The organism is Methylobacterium sp. FW306-05-D (assembly GCF_058782155.1).
This window is the reverse complement of record NZ_JBYSXL010000054.1, coordinates 1-15,477: the sequence shown is the minus strand read 5'-3', so window position 1 is coordinate 15,477 and position 15,477 is coordinate 1. Positions and strand designations below refer to the sequence as shown.

14 protein-coding genes and 1 pseudogene are annotated in these 15,477 nt (G+C 69.2%); 11 read left to right on the top strand and 4 right to left on the bottom strand.

The genetic code is table 11. The features are described from left to right. Positions 1-227 precede the first annotated feature (227 nt). The 9 genes from AC3WLN_RS17130 (at position 228) to AC3WLN_RS17090 (ending at position 10,007) form a co-directional block, all read left to right on the top strand. The gene (locus tag AC3WLN_RS17130) at positions 228-1,232 is read left to right on the top strand and encodes an ABC transporter substrate-binding protein (protein WP_492483237.1); all 1,005 of its coding nucleotides are present in this window, start codon (positions 228-230) and stop codon (positions 1,230-1,232) included. Positions 1,233-1,241: 9 nt separating this feature from the next. Next, positions 1,242-2,108 (top strand): ABC transporter ATP-binding protein, encoded by an 867-nt coding sequence (locus AC3WLN_RS17125; RefSeq protein WP_492483235.1) that lies wholly within the window; start codon positions 1,242-1,244, stop codon positions 2,106-2,108. Next, positions 2,105-2,896 (top strand): ABC transporter permease, encoded by a 792-nt coding sequence (locus tag AC3WLN_RS17120; protein ID WP_492483233.1) that lies wholly within the window; start codon positions 2,105-2,107, stop codon positions 2,894-2,896. The genes AC3WLN_RS17125 and AC3WLN_RS17120 overlap by 4 nt, the downstream gene beginning before the upstream one ends. A gap of 68 nt (positions 2,897-2,964) precedes the next feature. After that, positions 2,965-4,032 (top strand): aromatic ring-hydroxylating dioxygenase subunit alpha, encoded by a 1,068-nt coding sequence (locus tag AC3WLN_RS17115; protein ID WP_492483231.1) that lies wholly within the window; start codon positions 2,965-2,967, stop codon positions 4,030-4,032. Then, positions 4,032-5,393 carry an FAD-binding oxidoreductase gene (locus tag AC3WLN_RS17110; protein ID WP_492483229.1) on the top strand — a complete coding sequence of 454 codons (1,362 nt, stop codon included), beginning with the start codon at positions 4,032-4,034 and terminating at the stop codon, positions 5,391-5,393. Before AC3WLN_RS17115 ends, AC3WLN_RS17110 begins: the two co-directional genes overlap by 1 nt. Then, positions 5,390-5,977, top strand: a complete 588-nt coding sequence (locus AC3WLN_RS17105; RefSeq protein WP_492483227.1) for an NAD(P)H-dependent oxidoreductase — start codon at positions 5,390-5,392, stop codon at positions 5,975-5,977. The genes AC3WLN_RS17110 and AC3WLN_RS17105 overlap by 4 nt, the downstream gene beginning before the upstream one ends. A 43-nt stretch (positions 5,978-6,020) precedes the next feature. Beyond that, positions 6,021-7,535: a class I adenylate-forming enzyme family protein gene (locus tag AC3WLN_RS17100; protein WP_492483225.1), complete on the top strand. Its 1,515-nt coding sequence runs from the start codon at positions 6,021-6,023 to the stop codon at positions 7,533-7,535. Then, positions 7,532-8,353, top strand: a complete 822-nt coding sequence (locus tag AC3WLN_RS17095; protein WP_492483223.1) for a creatininase family protein — start codon at positions 7,532-7,534, stop codon at positions 8,351-8,353. The genes AC3WLN_RS17100 and AC3WLN_RS17095 overlap by 4 nt, the downstream gene beginning before the upstream one ends. Beyond that, positions 8,343-10,007 (top strand): CocE/NonD family hydrolase, encoded by a 1,665-nt coding sequence (locus AC3WLN_RS17090; RefSeq protein ID WP_492483221.1) that lies wholly within the window; start codon positions 8,343-8,345, stop codon positions 10,005-10,007. Before AC3WLN_RS17095 ends, AC3WLN_RS17090 begins: the two co-directional genes overlap by 11 nt. Before the next feature lie 12 nt (positions 10,008-10,019). On the opposite strand, the pseudogene AC3WLN_RS17085 reads toward AC3WLN_RS17090, so the two are convergent. The 3 genes and pseudogenes from AC3WLN_RS17085 to AC3WLN_RS17075 form a co-directional block, all read right to left on the bottom strand. Further along, positions 10,020-10,804 (bottom strand): annotated as a pseudogene (locus AC3WLN_RS17085) (aromatic ring-hydroxylating dioxygenase subunit alpha). 18 nt (positions 10,805-10,822) lie between these two features. Then, a complete protein-coding gene (locus tag AC3WLN_RS17080; RefSeq protein ID WP_492483219.1) occupies positions 10,823-11,857 on the bottom strand; it encodes a glycosyltransferase family 2 protein in 1,035 nt (344 codons plus the stop codon). A 203-nt stretch (positions 11,858-12,060) separates the two neighbouring features. Continuing rightward, positions 12,061-13,488, bottom strand: a complete 1,428-nt coding sequence (locus AC3WLN_RS17075) for an oligosaccharide flippase family protein (RefSeq protein ID WP_492483217.1) — start codon at positions 13,486-13,488, stop codon at positions 12,061-12,063. A 451-nt stretch (positions 13,489-13,939) separates the two neighbouring features. Between AC3WLN_RS17075 and AC3WLN_RS17070 the strand changes: the two genes are divergently transcribed. Both AC3WLN_RS17070 and AC3WLN_RS17065 read left to right on the top strand, forming a co-directional pair. Beyond that, positions 13,940-14,227: a hypothetical protein gene (locus AC3WLN_RS17070; protein ID WP_492483215.1), complete on the top strand. Its 288-nt coding sequence runs from the start codon at positions 13,940-13,942 to the stop codon at positions 14,225-14,227. 33 nt (positions 14,228-14,260) lie between these two features. Continuing rightward, the gene (locus AC3WLN_RS17065; RefSeq protein WP_492483255.1) at positions 14,261-14,902 is read left to right on the top strand and encodes a cyclic nucleotide-binding domain-containing protein; all 642 of its coding nucleotides are present in this window, start codon (positions 14,261-14,263) and stop codon (positions 14,900-14,902) included. 112 nt (positions 14,903-15,014) lie between these two features. Here AC3WLN_RS17065 and AC3WLN_RS17060 read toward each other — a convergent pair. Then, positions 15,015-15,477 (bottom strand): CAP domain-containing protein (locus AC3WLN_RS17060; RefSeq protein WP_492483213.1); only part of this gene is annotated, 463 nt, incomplete at its 5' end.

The following is a 15,477-nucleotide window of genomic DNA, read 5'->3' as shown; positions in this document are numbered from 1 at the left end:
AAGGCGCCGTGCCCTGCGCGCAAAGGCCGGGGCAGCCCATGCGGGGGGCACCTCTGCGTCACCGATGGACTGCACGCAGAATGAGCGCGGTTCGGTCGAAAAACGATGCTTTTCAAACAGTGCTCGGCCCGCTTCCCTGGAACCGTTCGCGATACGGGGCAAGGGACGGCGGCCCGCCCGGCACACGCCCTGCGTCGGACCTGAAGATCGCGAACCGGAGATCGGGCATGACCCTCCACGGATTCGAAAACGGCTTCCTTCCGTCCCGCAGGCAGCTCGCGGCGGTAGCGCTGGGGGCCTGCCTTCTCTGCGCCGCACCGGCCGAGGCTGCGGAAAAGATCGTCTTCCTCACGAGCTGGTTCGCGCAGGCCGAACATGGCGGCTTCTACCAGGCCAAGGCCACAGGCCTCTACGAGAAAGCCGGCCTCGACGTCGAAGTCCGCATGGGCGGCCCGCAGGTGAACGGCATGCAGCTCCTGCTCGCCGGCGAGGCCGACGCGATCATGGGCTACGACATCCAGGTATTGCAGGCGGTGGAGAAGGGCCTGCCCGCCGTCACCGTGGCCGCCTCGTTCCAGTACGACGTCCAGGGCATGATGACCCATGACGACGTCACCAGCCTCGCCGGGGTCAAGGACAAGACCATCCTGGTCTCGTCCGCCGGGTACACCGCCTGGTGGCCGTGGCTGAAGAAGAAATACGGCCTCAGCGACGGGCAGACACGCGCCTACACCTTCAACCTACAGCCCTTCTTCGCCGACAAGACCGTGGTACAGCAGGCCTATCCGTCCTCGGAGCCTTTCCAGGCCCAGGAGAAGGGCATCCGCGTCAATTTCTTCCTCTTCGCCAAGGAGGGCTACCCGCCATACGGCACCACCATCGTCACGACGCGCAAGGCGCTCGAGACCAAGCCCGAGGTGATGCGCAAGTTCGTCAAGGCCTCCATGGAGGGCTGGAAGAGCTACATGGCCGACCCGGCCCCCGGCAACGCCCTGATCCAGGCCCAGAACCCGAAGATGAGCGACGCCCAGATCGCCTTCGGCATCCGGCGCATGAAGGAGCTCAAGGTGCTCTCCGGCGAGGAGAACGTGCCCATCGGGACCATGACCGAGGCGCGCTGGAAGGCGAGCTACGACTACCTCGTCTCCGCCGGCCTGCTGAAGCCCGAGACCGACTGGCACAAGGCCTTCAGCCTCGATGCCATGCCGGTCCTCACCGTCAAGGCCGAGTGAGGACGGCCCATGGCGGTGCAAGCCCTCCACCGGATGATCGAGGCACCCCCCGACCCGATGCGTCGGCCCGTCGCCAACGCGGCCCCGGCGATCGAGCTTCTGTCGGCGGAGAAGGTGTTTCCCGACGGCACCCGCGGGCTCGCGCCCGTGGACCTGAGTGTCCGCGAGGGCGAGTTCGTCTCGCTGATCGGCCCCTCGGGCTGCGGCAAGAGCACGTTGCTGTCGCTGGTGGCCAACCTCAACCAGCCGAGTGACGGACGCCTGCTATGGTGGCGCGGCGGCTTCGACCGGGTCGGTGCCGAGGGTCGGCGCCTGTCGGTGGTGTTTCAGGACGCCACCCTGATGCCGTGGCTGCGCATCGCCTCCAACGTGCGCCTGCCCCTCGATCTCGCCGGTGTGAAGAAGGCTGAGGCCGCGCCCCGGGTCCAGGCCGCCCTCGACCTCGTCGGGCTCGGTGCCCAGGGGAAGAAGTTTCCGCGCCAGCTCTCCGGCGGCATGAGGATGCGCGCGGCCATCGCGCGGGGCCTCGTCACCGAACCGAACCTGCTGCTCATGGACGAGCCGTTCGGGGCGCTCGACGAGTTCACCCGCAACAGGCTCGACGCCGACCTCGTCGACCTGTGGTGGCGGCGCTCGCTCACCGTGCTGTTCGTGACCCACTCGATCTACGAGGCGGTCTTTCTGTCCACCCGCGTGATCGTGATGGCGGCGCGCCCCGGCCGCATCTTCGCCGAGCTGACCATCGACGAGCCGCATCCGCGCGGCGAGGATTTTCGCACCAGCCCGCGCTTCGCCGAATACTGCCGCACGCTGTCGGGCGTGCTCACCGACGCCTCGCTGGCAAGCGACGGCTCGGCCCTGGAGGGCGGCCGATGACCCCGCTCAGCCGTTCGCCCCGCTTCCAGGCGATCATGCCGCCCGTGGTGGTCGGGCTCGTCGTGCTTGGCCTGTGGGAAGGCCTGTGCCGGGCCTTCTCCGTGCCCGAGTACCTGTTTCCCGCCCCCTCGGGCGTCGCCGCGTCGCTCGCGCAGAACGGCCCGGACCTGCTGCGCGCCCTGTGGAGCACCATGAAGGTGACGCTCATCGCCTTCGCGCTGGCGACCGTGCTCGGAACGCTCACTGCCTTCCTGTTCGTGCAGAGCCGCTTCATCGAGCGCGGGTTCTTCCCCTACGCGGTGATGCTGCAGGTGACGCCCGTCGTCGCCGTGGCGCCGCTCATCATCATCCTGGTGCGCGACACGCAGCTCGCGCTCGTGATCTGCGCCACCATCATCGCGATCTTCCCGATCATCTCGAACACCACCATCGGCCTGCGCAGCGTCGATCCGGGCCTCGCCGACCTGATGCGGGTCTACCGGGCGAGCCGATTGCAGACCCTGCTGCGCCTGCGCATCCCGAGCGCGCTCGGCTACTTCTTCGCCGGGCTTCGCATCGCCTCGGGCCTGTCGCTGATCGGGGCGGTGGTGGCCGAGTTTGTCGCCGGCACCGGCGGGCGCAGCGCCGGCCTCGCCTACGAGATTCTCCAGGCCGGGTTCCAGCTCGACATCCCGCGCATGTTCGCGGCGCTCGGCCTCATCACGGCCGCCGGCATCCTCCTGTTCCTCGCCATGACGGGCCTGAGCCGTCTGGCGCTCGGCGAGGGCGCCGAGACGAAGGGCGCCTGACGCGAAACCGTTTTCCACCGTGCCGGAGGGCTTCACGCCGGGCCATCACCCTCGAAGGACCTGTCCCGATGCTGACCACGCGCCAACCCGTCTTCCGCCGCTACTGGTACGCCACCCTGCGGCTCACGGATCTCGCCGACGGCCCGAAGCCCTTCACCCTGATGGGCGAGAAGCTGGTGCTGTTCCTCGACGGCGAGGGCGAACCCGCCGCGATGATGGACCGCTGCTGCCACCGCACGGCCCAGCTCTCCAAGGGCTGGGTCGAGGACGGCCTGATCGTCTGCGGCTATCACGGCTGGGCCTATGACCGCTCCGGCGCGCTCGCCCGCATCCCCCAGTTCACGCCCGACCAGGTTGTGCCGCGGCTGGCCGTGCGCCCCTACCATTGCCAGGCCCGCTACGGCTACGCCTGGGTCTGCCTCGGCGAGCCGATCTCGGACATCCCCGAGGTGCCGGAGGATTCAATGCCGGGCTTCCGCCGGGTGCAGCAGTTCCACGACGTCTGGAAGACCTCGCCGCTCCGGCTGATGGAGAACTCCTTCGACAACGCGCATTTCGCCTTCGTTCACAAGAACACCTTCGGCCAGATGAGCCAGCCTATCCCGGAGAAATACGAGATCGTCGAGACCGATTACGGGTTCGAGGCGGAGACCATCGTCACCATCGCCAACCCCCCGATGGCGCATCGGATCTCGGGCACCACCGAGCCGACGACCACGCGCCACATGCGCAACAAGTGGTTCATGCCGTTCTGTCGGCGCCTCGACATCACCTATCCGTCGGGCCTGCGCCACATTATCTTCAACTCGGCGACGCCCATCGACGACGGCACCATCCGGCTGGCACAGATCCTCTACCGCAACGACACCGAGGCGGAGTGCTCCACCGACGAGCTGATCGCCTGGGACGCGGCCATCGTCGAGGAGGACCGCGACATCCTCGAATCGACCGATCCCGACGCCACGATCGACATGAGCCGCAAGGTCGAGAGCCACATGCCCTCCGACCGTCCCGGCATGATCATGCGCCGCCGGCTGCTGGCGCTCCTGCGCGAGCACGGCGAGGACGAGGTCTCGGAGGCGGTCCCGGCCGTCTCGGTCCCGACGGCACCGACCCTGATGGCGGCGGAGGCGTGATGCGCGCCTCCGCCGAGGCCGTCGCCGCGCTGAAGGCCGAACTCGCTGGCCGCGTCGCGCTGGTCGAGGAGCCCGCGCGCGTGAGAAAACGCAGCCGCGACTTTTTCTGGTATTCCCCGGTTCTCAACGCGCAGCTCGCCGGGCTGACGGCCGACCTCCTCGTGGAGGCCGGCGCCGAGGCCGACGTGGTCGCCGTCGCCGGGGCCTGCGCCCGCCATGGCGTACCGCTCACCGTGCGCGGCGGGGGCACCGGCAATTACGGGCAGGCGGTGCCGCTCCATGGCGGCGTCGTGCTTGATGTGTCAGGCCTCGACGCGGTGGAGTGGCACCGCGACGGCGCGGTCCGCACGGGGCCCGGCATCCGCATGAACCGCCTCGACGACGCGCTTCGCCCCGGCGGCGAGGAGCTGCGGATGCACCCCTCCACCAAGCGCACGGCGAGCATCGGTGGCTTCATCGCCGGCGGCTCGGGCGGCATCGGCTCGGTGACGTACGGACAGTTGCGCGAGCGTGGCAACATCCAGGCCGCCCGCGTCGTCACGCTGGAGCCCGAGCCGCGCATCCTCAACCTGACCGGCGCGGCGGTGCATCAGATCGCCTATGCCTACGGCACCACCGGCATCGTCACGGCCCTGGAAATCCCGCTCGCTCCCGTCCATTCCTGGATCGACGTCATCGTCGCCTTCGACGATCTTTTGACCGCGGCAGCGTTCGGGCTCGCAATCGGGCGCGATCCGAGCCTCGTGAAGAAGCTGATCACGCCCATCTCCTGGCCGATCCCGCAGTGGTTCCCGCAGCTCAAGGCGTCCTGTCCCGAAGGGTCCGCGATCCTGATCGCGATGATCGCGGAACGCTCGATGCCCGCTTTCCAGCGGCAGGCGCTCGCAGCCGGCGGCCGACTGACCTTCGAGACGCCGCTGGACGACGGCCCGGGCGCGGTGCCGCTCTACGAATACACCTGGAACCACACCACCCTGCAGGTGCTGAAGGCCGACCGGGGCTACACCTATCTCCAGAGCCTGCACCCGGCCGACCGGCTGATGGAGAGCGTGGCCGAGATGGACGCGCTCTTCTCCGGCGAGGTGTTCACCCATCTCGAACTCATCGAGTTCGGCGGCCGGCTCACCTATGCCGGCATCCCGGTCCTGAAATACTCCGACCCGGAGCGTCTCGACGCGATCATCGCCGCCCACGAGGCGCGCGGCGTCTGGATCGCCAACCCGCACGTCTTCACCCTGGAGGACGGCACCCGCCACAAGCGCGCCGAGGTCGACCAACTCGGCTTCAAGCGGGACGTCGACCCGCAGGGACTGATGAACCCCGGCAAGATGCGGACGTTCATACGGGCGCACGGCACATGAGCCGCGTCCTCTACGTCTACTGCCACCCCCTGCCCGACAGCTTTCACGCGGCCATCCGAGTGGAAGCGATGGCGGGGCTGGCGCAGGCCGGCCACGCGGTCGACCTGCTCGACCTCTACGCGGAGAGGTTCGATCCCGTTCTCTCCGCTGACGGGCGCAGCCATTACCACGACGTGCGCGTGAACCAGCGCGGGCTGGAAGGCTACGTCGCCCGGCTCAAGGCAGCCGACGTGCTGGTGCTCCAATTCCCGACATGGTGCTTCGGACCGCCGGCGATGCTCAAGGGCTTCGTCGACCGGCTGATGATGCCGGGCGTGGCCTTCGACATGTCCGATCCGCGCCACGTCCGGCCAATCCTGGACAACCTCACACGCATCGTCGGCATCGTCACCTATGGCCGCCCGCGCTGGACGGCCATCGCCATGTCGGACCCGCCCAAGCGCCTCGTGACGCGCTACCTGCGCTGGTTCGCGGCGGCCAAGGCGCGCGCCGACTACATCGCCCTCTACCACATGAACACGGCCACCGACGCGCGCCGCAAGGCCTTCCTGGCGAGCGTGCGCCAGCGGATGGCGCGTCTGTAAGGGTCCGCCGCCTTTCCCCGATGTCTGGAACGAGGATGCCGTCATGCTGATGCACCGCCTTCTCACTCTCGGCGCCGAGCGCCATCCCGACTGCCCGGCCCTGCACTGGGTCGACCGCGACCGCGGCCTGACCTACGCGGAAGCCGTGGACGCCATGGAGCGGATGGCCGGTGCGCTCCACGACCTCGGCGTCCGCAAGGGCGACCGCGTCTCGGTCTTCGCGCATAACGGCCTGGACTACCTTGTTGCCATGCTCGGCACCTGGCGGATCGGCGCGATCTCGGCGCTCGTCAACGTGAAGTTTTCCGACGAGCTCACCGACTACTTCGCCGACCACACGCCGAGCGTCGTCATCTACACCCACGACATGGCAGGCCCGGTGAGCGCCGCGATGGCGGCGGTCGCGTCCGTCCGCCACCGCCTCTGCATGGACGGACCGCAGCAGGGCGCGCTCTCTCTGCCGGAGCTGATGGCGGCGGGGCTCTCCGCTCCGCCGGATCCCGGCGACGAGGCGGCCATCGCGCACCTGTCGTACACCTCGGGCACCACGGGAAAGCCCAAGGGTGCCTGTCTGCGCCACGAGCCGACGGTGCGCGCCGCCCGCTGCATCGGCGAGCGCCTGCGCCTGCGCGGCGGCGACGTCTCCTTCGGCCCCTCGGCCCTGTCGAGCTCCTACCAGCTCGTCGCCAACATCCTGCCGCCGCTCGCGGTCGGCGCCAGCCTCAACGTCATGGGCCGGTGGACGCGGCAGACGGGCTACGACGCGCTGCACGCCCGTGGTGCCACCATGCTGGTGGCGAACCCTCCGATCCTCGACGACGTGCTGCAGGAGTCGCTCGCGCGTGGCGGTCCGCCGCCCGCCCTTCGTCTCGGCCTCTCGGGCGGCGGCGGCGTGCCGCCGACCCTCAAGGCCGGCTGGCGCGACCGGCTTAGGCTGCCGCTGGTGGAGAGCTACGGCCAGAGCGAGCTCGGCGGCTTCGTCGGGCTCGGCTACCCGGAACTCGAGCCGGACGACGCGAAGCTCGGCCGGGTCGGTCCGCCGCTCCCCGACAAGGAGGTCCGCATTCTCGGCTCAGACGACCGGGTGCTGCCGGCAGGCGAGATCGGTGAGATCACCCTCACCGGCGGCTTCATGGCCGGCTACTGGGGCCGGCCGGACAAGACGGAGGAGGCGACGCGCGGCGGCGTTCTGCGAACCGGCGACCTCGGCCTCATCGACACCGACGGCTTCGTCACCCTGCGCAGCCGTCGGGCCGAACTCGTCGAGGTGGGAGGACGGCTCTGGTATCCCCGAGACGTCGAGGAGGCGCTGATGGCCGAGCCCGGCGTGGCGCTGGCGGCCCTGGTCGGCCTGCCCGACGCTCGCCTGGGGCAGCGCCCCGTCGCCTTCGTGACCGCGCATCCCGGCGCCGGCCTCGATGCCGCCGCGCTGAAGGCCGCCATCGCGAAAGGCGTCGCCTACGACGTCTTGCCGCTCGACATCCGCATCGTGCCCGACATGCCGATGACGCCCACCGGCAAGATCGCCAAGGCCGACCTGCGGGCCTCGGCCGCATGAGCGCACTGCCGTCGCGCTGGTGGTGGGACCTGACGACCGCCGATTTTGCGGCGCTCGACATGGGCAAGCTCGTCGCCATCCTGCCGGTCGCGGCGGTGGAGCAGCACGGGCCGCACCTGCCGGTGCGGGTCGATGCCGCGATCAATGCCGGCATCGTCACCCGCTCCGTCGCGCTGATGCCCGACGACCTGCCGGCCCTCGTCCTGCCGATGCTGCCCATCGGCAAGTCGAACGAGCATCTCGCCTATCCCGGCACCCTCAGCCTCTCGCACGAGACCCTGGCCCGCCTCTGGATCGAGGTGGCCGAGAGCATCCACCGGGCGGGCTGCCGCCGCATCCTGTTCCTCAACAGCCATGGCGGCCAGCCGCAGATGATGGAGATCGTGTTGCGCGAGCTGCGGGTGCGGCTCGGCATGCTCGCGGTCGGCTGCGGCTGGGGCGGAATCACCCGGACCGACGATCTCTTTTCGGCGCCCGAGCGCCGCCACGGCATCCATGGCGGCGAGATCGAGACCAGCGTCATGCGCCACCTCCATCCCGATCTCGTCAGGATGGAGCACGCGGCGGATTTCATGCCGCTCTCGGTCGCGCTGGAGCGGGCCGGCGGCCTCCTCACGCCGGAGGGCAAGGTCGGTTTCGGCTGGATGGCGCAGGACCTCCACCCGGCCGGTGTCAGCGGCAACGCCGCCGCCGCTGATGCGGAGCGAGGCGCTGAACTTATCGAGCGGGCAGCCCGCGCCCTGGTGCGGCTGACAGCCGAGGTCTCGGCCTTCGACCTCGCCCACCTGACCGAGCGGACCGCCTTCGATGGACGCTGACGCACGCCTGCCTGTCGCCGGGCCGAAGACGACGACGCTGGCCCTGAGCGACGGCGTCGTCCTCGTCGCCGACATGTACCGCCCCGCCGGCCCCGGCCGATATCCGGTGATGCTGATGCGCCAGCCCTATGGCCGAGCCATCGCCTCGACCCTGACGCTCGCGCACCCGGCCTGGTACGCTGCCCAAGGCTACGTCGTCGTGGTGCAGGACGTGCGCGGGCGCGGCGACAGCGGCGGCGCGTTTCGCCTGTTCGAGACGGAAGCCGCGGACGGTGCCGAGACCCTGGCCTGGGCGGCAAGCCTCCCCGGCGGCAATGGACAGGTCGCCACCTACGGCTTCAGCTATCAGGCGGTGACGCAGTTCCTGGCACTCGCCGGCGCCGTCCGCGCCGGTACCAAGCGGCCTGATGCCGTCGTTCCCGCCATGGGCGGCTGGAGCATCCGCGACGACTGGGCCTTTACCGGCGGCGCCTTCGGCCTGGGCAATCTCGGCTGGGCCTGCCAGATGGGTGCGGAGGCGGCGCGCCTCGCCGGGGACCGCGAGGCCTATGCGGCGCTGGCCGCCGCCGCCCGAGGCGCGCCGTGGAGCGGCGCGGTGGCGGCGAGGCCCGCGGTGCTGGAGCGCTTCGGCCGGTACACGCACTACGCCGACTGGCTGGCCGACGCCCAGTCGACCTGGGACGCCATCGCCCCGGAGCGCCGGCTCGACGGGATGCCGCTCGACGTCCCCGGCCTCCATATCGGCGGCTGGCAGGATTTTCTGTTGGAGGGCACGCTCGGCGCCCATGCGGCGTTCGCGCGAGGAACGGCGCCGCAGCACCTCCTCGTCGGACCTTGGGCGCATGCGCCGTGGGGCCGGCGTGTCGGCGCCCGCGACTGTGGCCCCCACGCCGTCACCGATGTCGACGCGCGCACGGTCGCCTTCCTCGACCATGTCCTGAAGGGGCGGGGCTCGCCCGGCCCGGCCGTGCGGCTGTTCGACATCGGCGCCGGAGGCTGGCGCGACTATTCGGAATGGCCGGACCCGCAGCCGACGCCGCTCCATCTCGCCTCGGACGGGCTGGCCGCCACCGCGTCGAGCGGGCGCCTTTCCCCGGAGCTCTGCCCCGCGGGAGGCGATCACCTCGTCCACGATCCGTGGCGCCCGGCGCCCGCGCTCGGCGGTCCCTGGGGCAGCCCGCCGGGCTACCAGGACCGCGCGGCGCTGGACGACCGCACCGACGTGGCCGCATACACCACGCCGCCGCTCACGGCGCCGTGCCGGCTCGCGGGCCGCGTTTCGGCCGAGCTCCATGTCGAGACCGCAGCGACGAGCCACGACCTCCACGCCACCCTGTCGCTGGTGGAGCCGGACGGCCGCGCGATCACGCTCACCGCCGGGCACCTGCGGGTCTTCGACGCCGCGGTGCCGGGTTCGCGCCGGGTAGCGATGCGGAGCGTCTGCTGCGCTCTCGTGCCGGGCCAATCCCTGCGCCTGTCGGTCCAGGCGGAGGCGTGGCCGGCCTTCGCGGTCAATCCCGGCACGGGCGCATCGCCGGAGGCCGCCCGCGCCGAGGAGGCCGTGGTCACCACGCTGGTCATCCGCCACGGTCCCCAGCAGCCGTCCCGCCTGATGCTGCCGTTCGAAGGCGAGGCTCCGGCGTTCCGCTCCTGAACCGGGCTCCGCTCAGGCTGCCCGCGCCGTGGTGCCGTAGGTGACGCCCTTCTCCTTCCGCCAGCGCCGGGAGGCGACGGAGGAGGAATCGGCCCGCGTCGGGACCTCGGCGCGCGGCTCCAGGGGGAGGAGGATCGGGCGCTGGTTCTCCAGGATGATGCGGTCCTGCAGGAAGATCACCTGCTGGAATGCGACGAGGTCAGTCAGGCGCGAGACGTCGTCGATGAGGAACATCACTGGATGCGCCCGGCAGCGGCCGGGGTCGAGGGGCTGCACGAACAGGCAGATCACGTCCCAGCGGTTTGCCGCGTTCGGGCAGGTCTTGTAGAGCATGGTCACGTGGGGCGTGGCGACGCGGTACTGATACTGCGTCAGGCTTCCGCCCGTCGCTGAGAGCGCCGCCTGCGGCTGGAAGAACCGGCAGTTGGTCGCCCAGACCTCGTCGATGTCGCGCCGGACTCGGGGGTGTAGTGCAGCACCTCCGTGTGCGGCTCGGCCCCGAGGATGTCGGTGTGGACGAACGGGAAATGGGCCATGTCGAGGAAGTTCTCGACGATGGGCAGACCCGAGGCGCGCAGGCCGACGCTGCCGCAGGCCACGTGCCGGCGGTCGGGCTCGGCGGCCTCCGGGATCGTTGGCGGCTCATGCGCGGGCGCGCCGAGGCTGGTCCACAGGCAGCCGTAAAGCGAGCGCGACGGAAGCACTCGCCCGTCGACGGTGCGGGCCGCGCCCGCTTCCGCGATGATGGCGACGCCGAGAAGGCGGGTGTTGACGGGGCCGCCGTCGAGCGCGGCGATGAAGTGGGCTTCGTCCTGTCATCCCCGGCGTTGAGGTCGTGCACCGAAACCGACGCTGAGGAGATCGATGGCCAGTTTCCGCCTGCCGATGCCGCCTCGATTCAGGGGCGCATAGGCACCGGACCAGATCAGTCCAGCGCTGACATAGGCGCGGCCCAAAACATTCCCGGCTTTCACCAGGGCCGCGCGTTTCTCAAAGATGGCCGCAAGTCTGTCCCAGCGATCCGCGGCCCTCAACATCAAATCGTGGGAAGGGTGATTGACCTCAGCATAGTCCCGCAACTGCTGCATTCGCTGCCGGGCGATTCTTGCAAGGTGTTGGTGTCTCTTGCTGTCCTCATCGACCTTGTGAAAGAGTTTTTCCAGAAACGAGCGTTTCTGGTGCCCGAACAGATTGGTCTGATGCTGCCGATAGGAGGCGAGGGGCTCCGAGATCGTTACGACTCGGCCCAAGTGGTTGCCCAGGTAGTAGATCCATCTGTCATGCGCCAAGGGCTTGTCGAAATCCCAGACATCCAGTCCACGTTGTTCGGCTGGAATGATATCCAGAAGCGACTTTTTGAAAACGACGCTTAGACCAAAGAACACGCCCCACGGTTCCAGGGACAGCGGTTCATATACGGTATCGGCCTTGATGCCCTGATCGAAGAACGCGATGAACTTGCCGTCGTGATCGATCTTGTTGAGCGTGTGAGCGCACAGCACGGCATCGTTTTTCACCAGAGCGTCCACGCATTTTTGGCACTTATCGGGATGCCAGATATCGTCCTGATCGCAGAAGGCGATGATGTCTCCGGAGGCGAGGTTCCTTGTCGCGGTGAGGAAGTTGTCAGCGTAGCCCAATTGATGTGCGTTGCGGTGCACGATCACGCGCGAGGGGGCCTTTTGTTTGAAGGCCTCGACGATGTCCAAGGTCTTGTCGGTCGAGCCATCATCCGAAACGATAATCTCGATGGCTGGGTAGGTCTGCGCAAGGAGGCTTTCGAGTTGTTCGCCGATGTAACGTTCGCCGTTATAGGTCGCAACGATAATAGAAACGAGGCTGTGACTCATGATTGAAACGTCCAGTCCGAAGGGTGGATGTGCGTCTGGCACGAACGGAATCTTGGGGGCACCGACTCTCGAAAAAATGTGAGTTCGAATAATTAGACGAAAGTTTCTTGTATCCGCTCGCCGAATTCGAGCAATCGTGACGATTTCTGCTCGGAGCGACGTTTACCTTCCATCGACGATCGTCATGCCCAGCAAGCCGATCTTCACGGCGCGACACCCGCAGGGCGTCGGATCTCCGAGCGGTAGACCAGGACGTAGAGGGCTGCAAAAAGGAGGGAGGAGCCGATCGTCGTCGGGAAATCGTGTCCGCCGAACAGATCGCCGACCTGTCGCGCCGCGAAGGCGAGGGCGAGGCCGACGAAGGGGGGCAGGAGGTCTGCGGCCCGGGCCGGGATGAAGCCGTGCAGGCGCGCGGTGTAGACGAAGCGGACCACGTTCACGAGGCCGAAGGCGACCACCACGGAGCCCGCCGCCCCGACCTGCCCGTAGCGCGGCACCAGCACCAGCAGGGCGATGACGAGCACGGCCGCGCCGCTGGCCAGGATCGCGTTCTCCTGGCGATGATGCCCGGTCATCGAGAGGGCGTAGCCCATCGGGGCCAGGGTGGCGCTGAGGAGGAAGGCAAGGGGCAGCATGAAGCACACCACCGGGTCGAAGTGGAAGGCCTTCCCGAAGATCAGGTCCAGGCGGTCGCCGAACACGGCGAGCCCGGCGAACATGAAGCTCGAGACGATCGAGGCGTGGCGGATGTAGCGGCTCAGCTCCCGCTTCAGGCTCTCCAGGTCGCCCTGGTGAAAGAAGTTCGCGATGCGCGGCCCGAGCGTCTGGCTCCCGGCGACGGACCAGAACACGATCAGCTGCGAGACCGTGGAGAGCGCCGCATACTCGCCGATGCTCGCCGCGTCGGCATAGATGCCCAGGACGAGGATGTCGGCGAGGCGCATCGTGCCGTAGACGACGAGCGAGGCGCACATCCAGACGGCCTCGCGCGAGACGCGCCAGGATTCGGCCCGGACCACCGCCCGGTCCACCACGGCGCCCGCGATCGGCGCCTGTCCGTGCCGCCGCCGCTCGTCGATGAAGCAGAGGCCGTGCGTCAGCAGGACCTGCGCCGTGTTGACGAAGGCGACGGCCAGGGTGGTGGGCCAGAGCAGCAGCACCGGACCGATCATCAGCACCCGCAGCACCGACTGGCCGATATAGTAGAAGATCGCGTAGCGCGCGGGTTCGCCCCGCGCCTTGTAGAGGGCGCCGAGGATGCTGAGGTCGCCCGCGAAGGGGATCGTCAGGATGGTGACCAGCATGATCGTATCGAGGCCGGGATGACCGAAGGCGGTCACGAAGAGTGAGCCCATCGCGGCGGCGACGACGGCCAGCATCACGACGATGTTCAGGAACGCGGCCGTCGTCCTCAGTCGACGAACCACCGCCCGGACGGTCGGATCGCCGGAATCGCTCCGCCCGCAGAACTTCAGCAGGGCGATGTCGAGACCGAGCGGCGCGATCATCGCCGGCACCATGGCGATGCTTCGGGCCAGATTGATCAGACCGTAACCGTCGGCGCCGATCATCCGGGCGATGATGAGCGATGTTCCGAACGTCAAGACCAGTTGGACGACCTGTCCGACCATGACGATGGAAAATTCATTCCGGACCATTCGCTTCGCGAGGGAAATCAACCGTTCGTCTCCAGAGGCGGCAAGCGGCCGCCCGGTCGCAGGACATACACCAGCGCTCGTGACATGTCTGATGTGGATCGGATACCTCCGAGGCCGTGCCGGCTGCCGCCCCGACCCGCCCCGGCGGTCGGCTGCCGGCCGGACGGGATCGGGCGGCGCGGAAAGGACCGGCCACGCTCTGCAAATCCGGGGCCTGCCGGGCCACGCGGTCCCGGGGGGAGGCGCCCGCCGAGGGCCTCGGCGCGCCGAGGCCGGGCGGCCCGGGCCGCCGGGGCTTTCCAGCGCTGGGCCCGGATGCTAGACAGGATCTTCCCGGATCGTTCTAAGCATCTGATCCCGTTGATGTTTGTTGGCTGCCGGCCCGGATGGCGGCCGCGATTCCTCCCCGACGCAGAGGTGACCCGTGGCGGATGACGGCGAGACCCACCCGAGGCCGGCCCGCGGTTTCCCGCCGCCCTGGATCGTGGTCGAGCGGGAGGGCAGCTTCTGCGTGGAGGACGCGAAGGGGCTGGCCGTGGCCTGGACCTATTTCGCGGAGGATGCCGGCGCCCTCGCGGCGACGGGCGCGATGACGCGGGAGGAGGCGCAGCGCATCGCCAAGGCGGTCGCCATGGTGCCCGAGATGCGCACGATCATCCGTTCCCTGCAGGATGGTCTCGCCGAGGCGGATGCCGACGATGCGCGGGCCTGAGGCGGGGCGAGGGGCGGCGCGATGATCCCGGGCATCGATTGGGTCGAGGCCATCGGCTATCTCGGCACGGCGCTCACCATCACGGCCTCGGCGATGACCACCATGATCCCGCTGCGGATCATCGCCCTCGTGGCCAGCGCGGCCGTCATCACCTACGGCATGCTGATCGGGAGCTGGCCGGTCGTCCTCACCGAGGCGATCCAGATTCCCTTCAACGCCTTCCGCCTCTGGCAGATGGTCCGGCTCGTGCGCCAGGCCGAGGCGGCGGCCGAGGGCGACCTCTCCCTCGACTGGCTCCGGCCCTTCGGCACCGCGACCCGGTTCAAGGCGGGGCAGACCGTGTTCCGCAAGGGCGATCCGGCCGGCGAGATGTTCTACGTGGAAAGCGGCGCCTTCCGGATTCCCGAATACGGGATCGAGGTGCGGGCCGGCGGGGTCGTGGGCGAACTCGGCCTGCTCTCGCCGGACAACACCCGGACCGCCTCGCTGACCTGCATCGAGGCCGGACAGGCCCTGCGGATCTCCTATTCGGAGGTCAGGCAGCTCTATTACCAGAACCCGGAATTCGGCTTCTACTTCCTCAAGCTCACCAGCGAGCGCCTGTTCCAGGGCGCGCAGGAGCGGACCCAGCCCCGCGAGGCGGCGGCCCTCGCGGCCGGCTCTGGGGCGCTGTGAGGCGCGGCGCGCGCCGGCCGCTCGGTCGCGGCGTCCCGTCCGGTTCCGCGCGCTGCAGCCGGTGAGGGCGATGGCGCCGGGGTGCGTGCGTTTCGGGTCCGGACGCCGCAGGTCAGCTGCCGGCCATCACCAGCGCCCAGTAGCGCTTGTAGCGCGTGCCGGGCGCGTCGACCCGGGCGATGCCGATGCGCCGCAGCTGCGGGATCAGCATGTTCCGGTTGTGCTCGCTCGAGGCCTTCCAGCGGGCCAGCACCTCGTCGAAGGTGGCCGAGCCGGCGCTGAGGTTCTCGGCGGCGTAGGTGCGCCCGAAGCCCGCCTGGGCCATGCGGGAATCGAAGGTGCCGCCGATCTCGTGGCTGAGGCGCCCGGCCTTGGCGTTCGTGGCGGCCTGGTAGGAGGCGGCCCGGATCAGGCTCGAATCGATCACCACCGGGCCGAGGCCGTGCTGCGCCCGGTAGCGCGAGATCGCGGCGGCGGCCGCCTGCTCGTCCAGGATGACGACGCTGGTCGGTGGGTCGGGGGTGAGGAGGCTCGGCGTGCCGCATCCGGCCAGCGCGAGCAGGACGGAGAGGGCG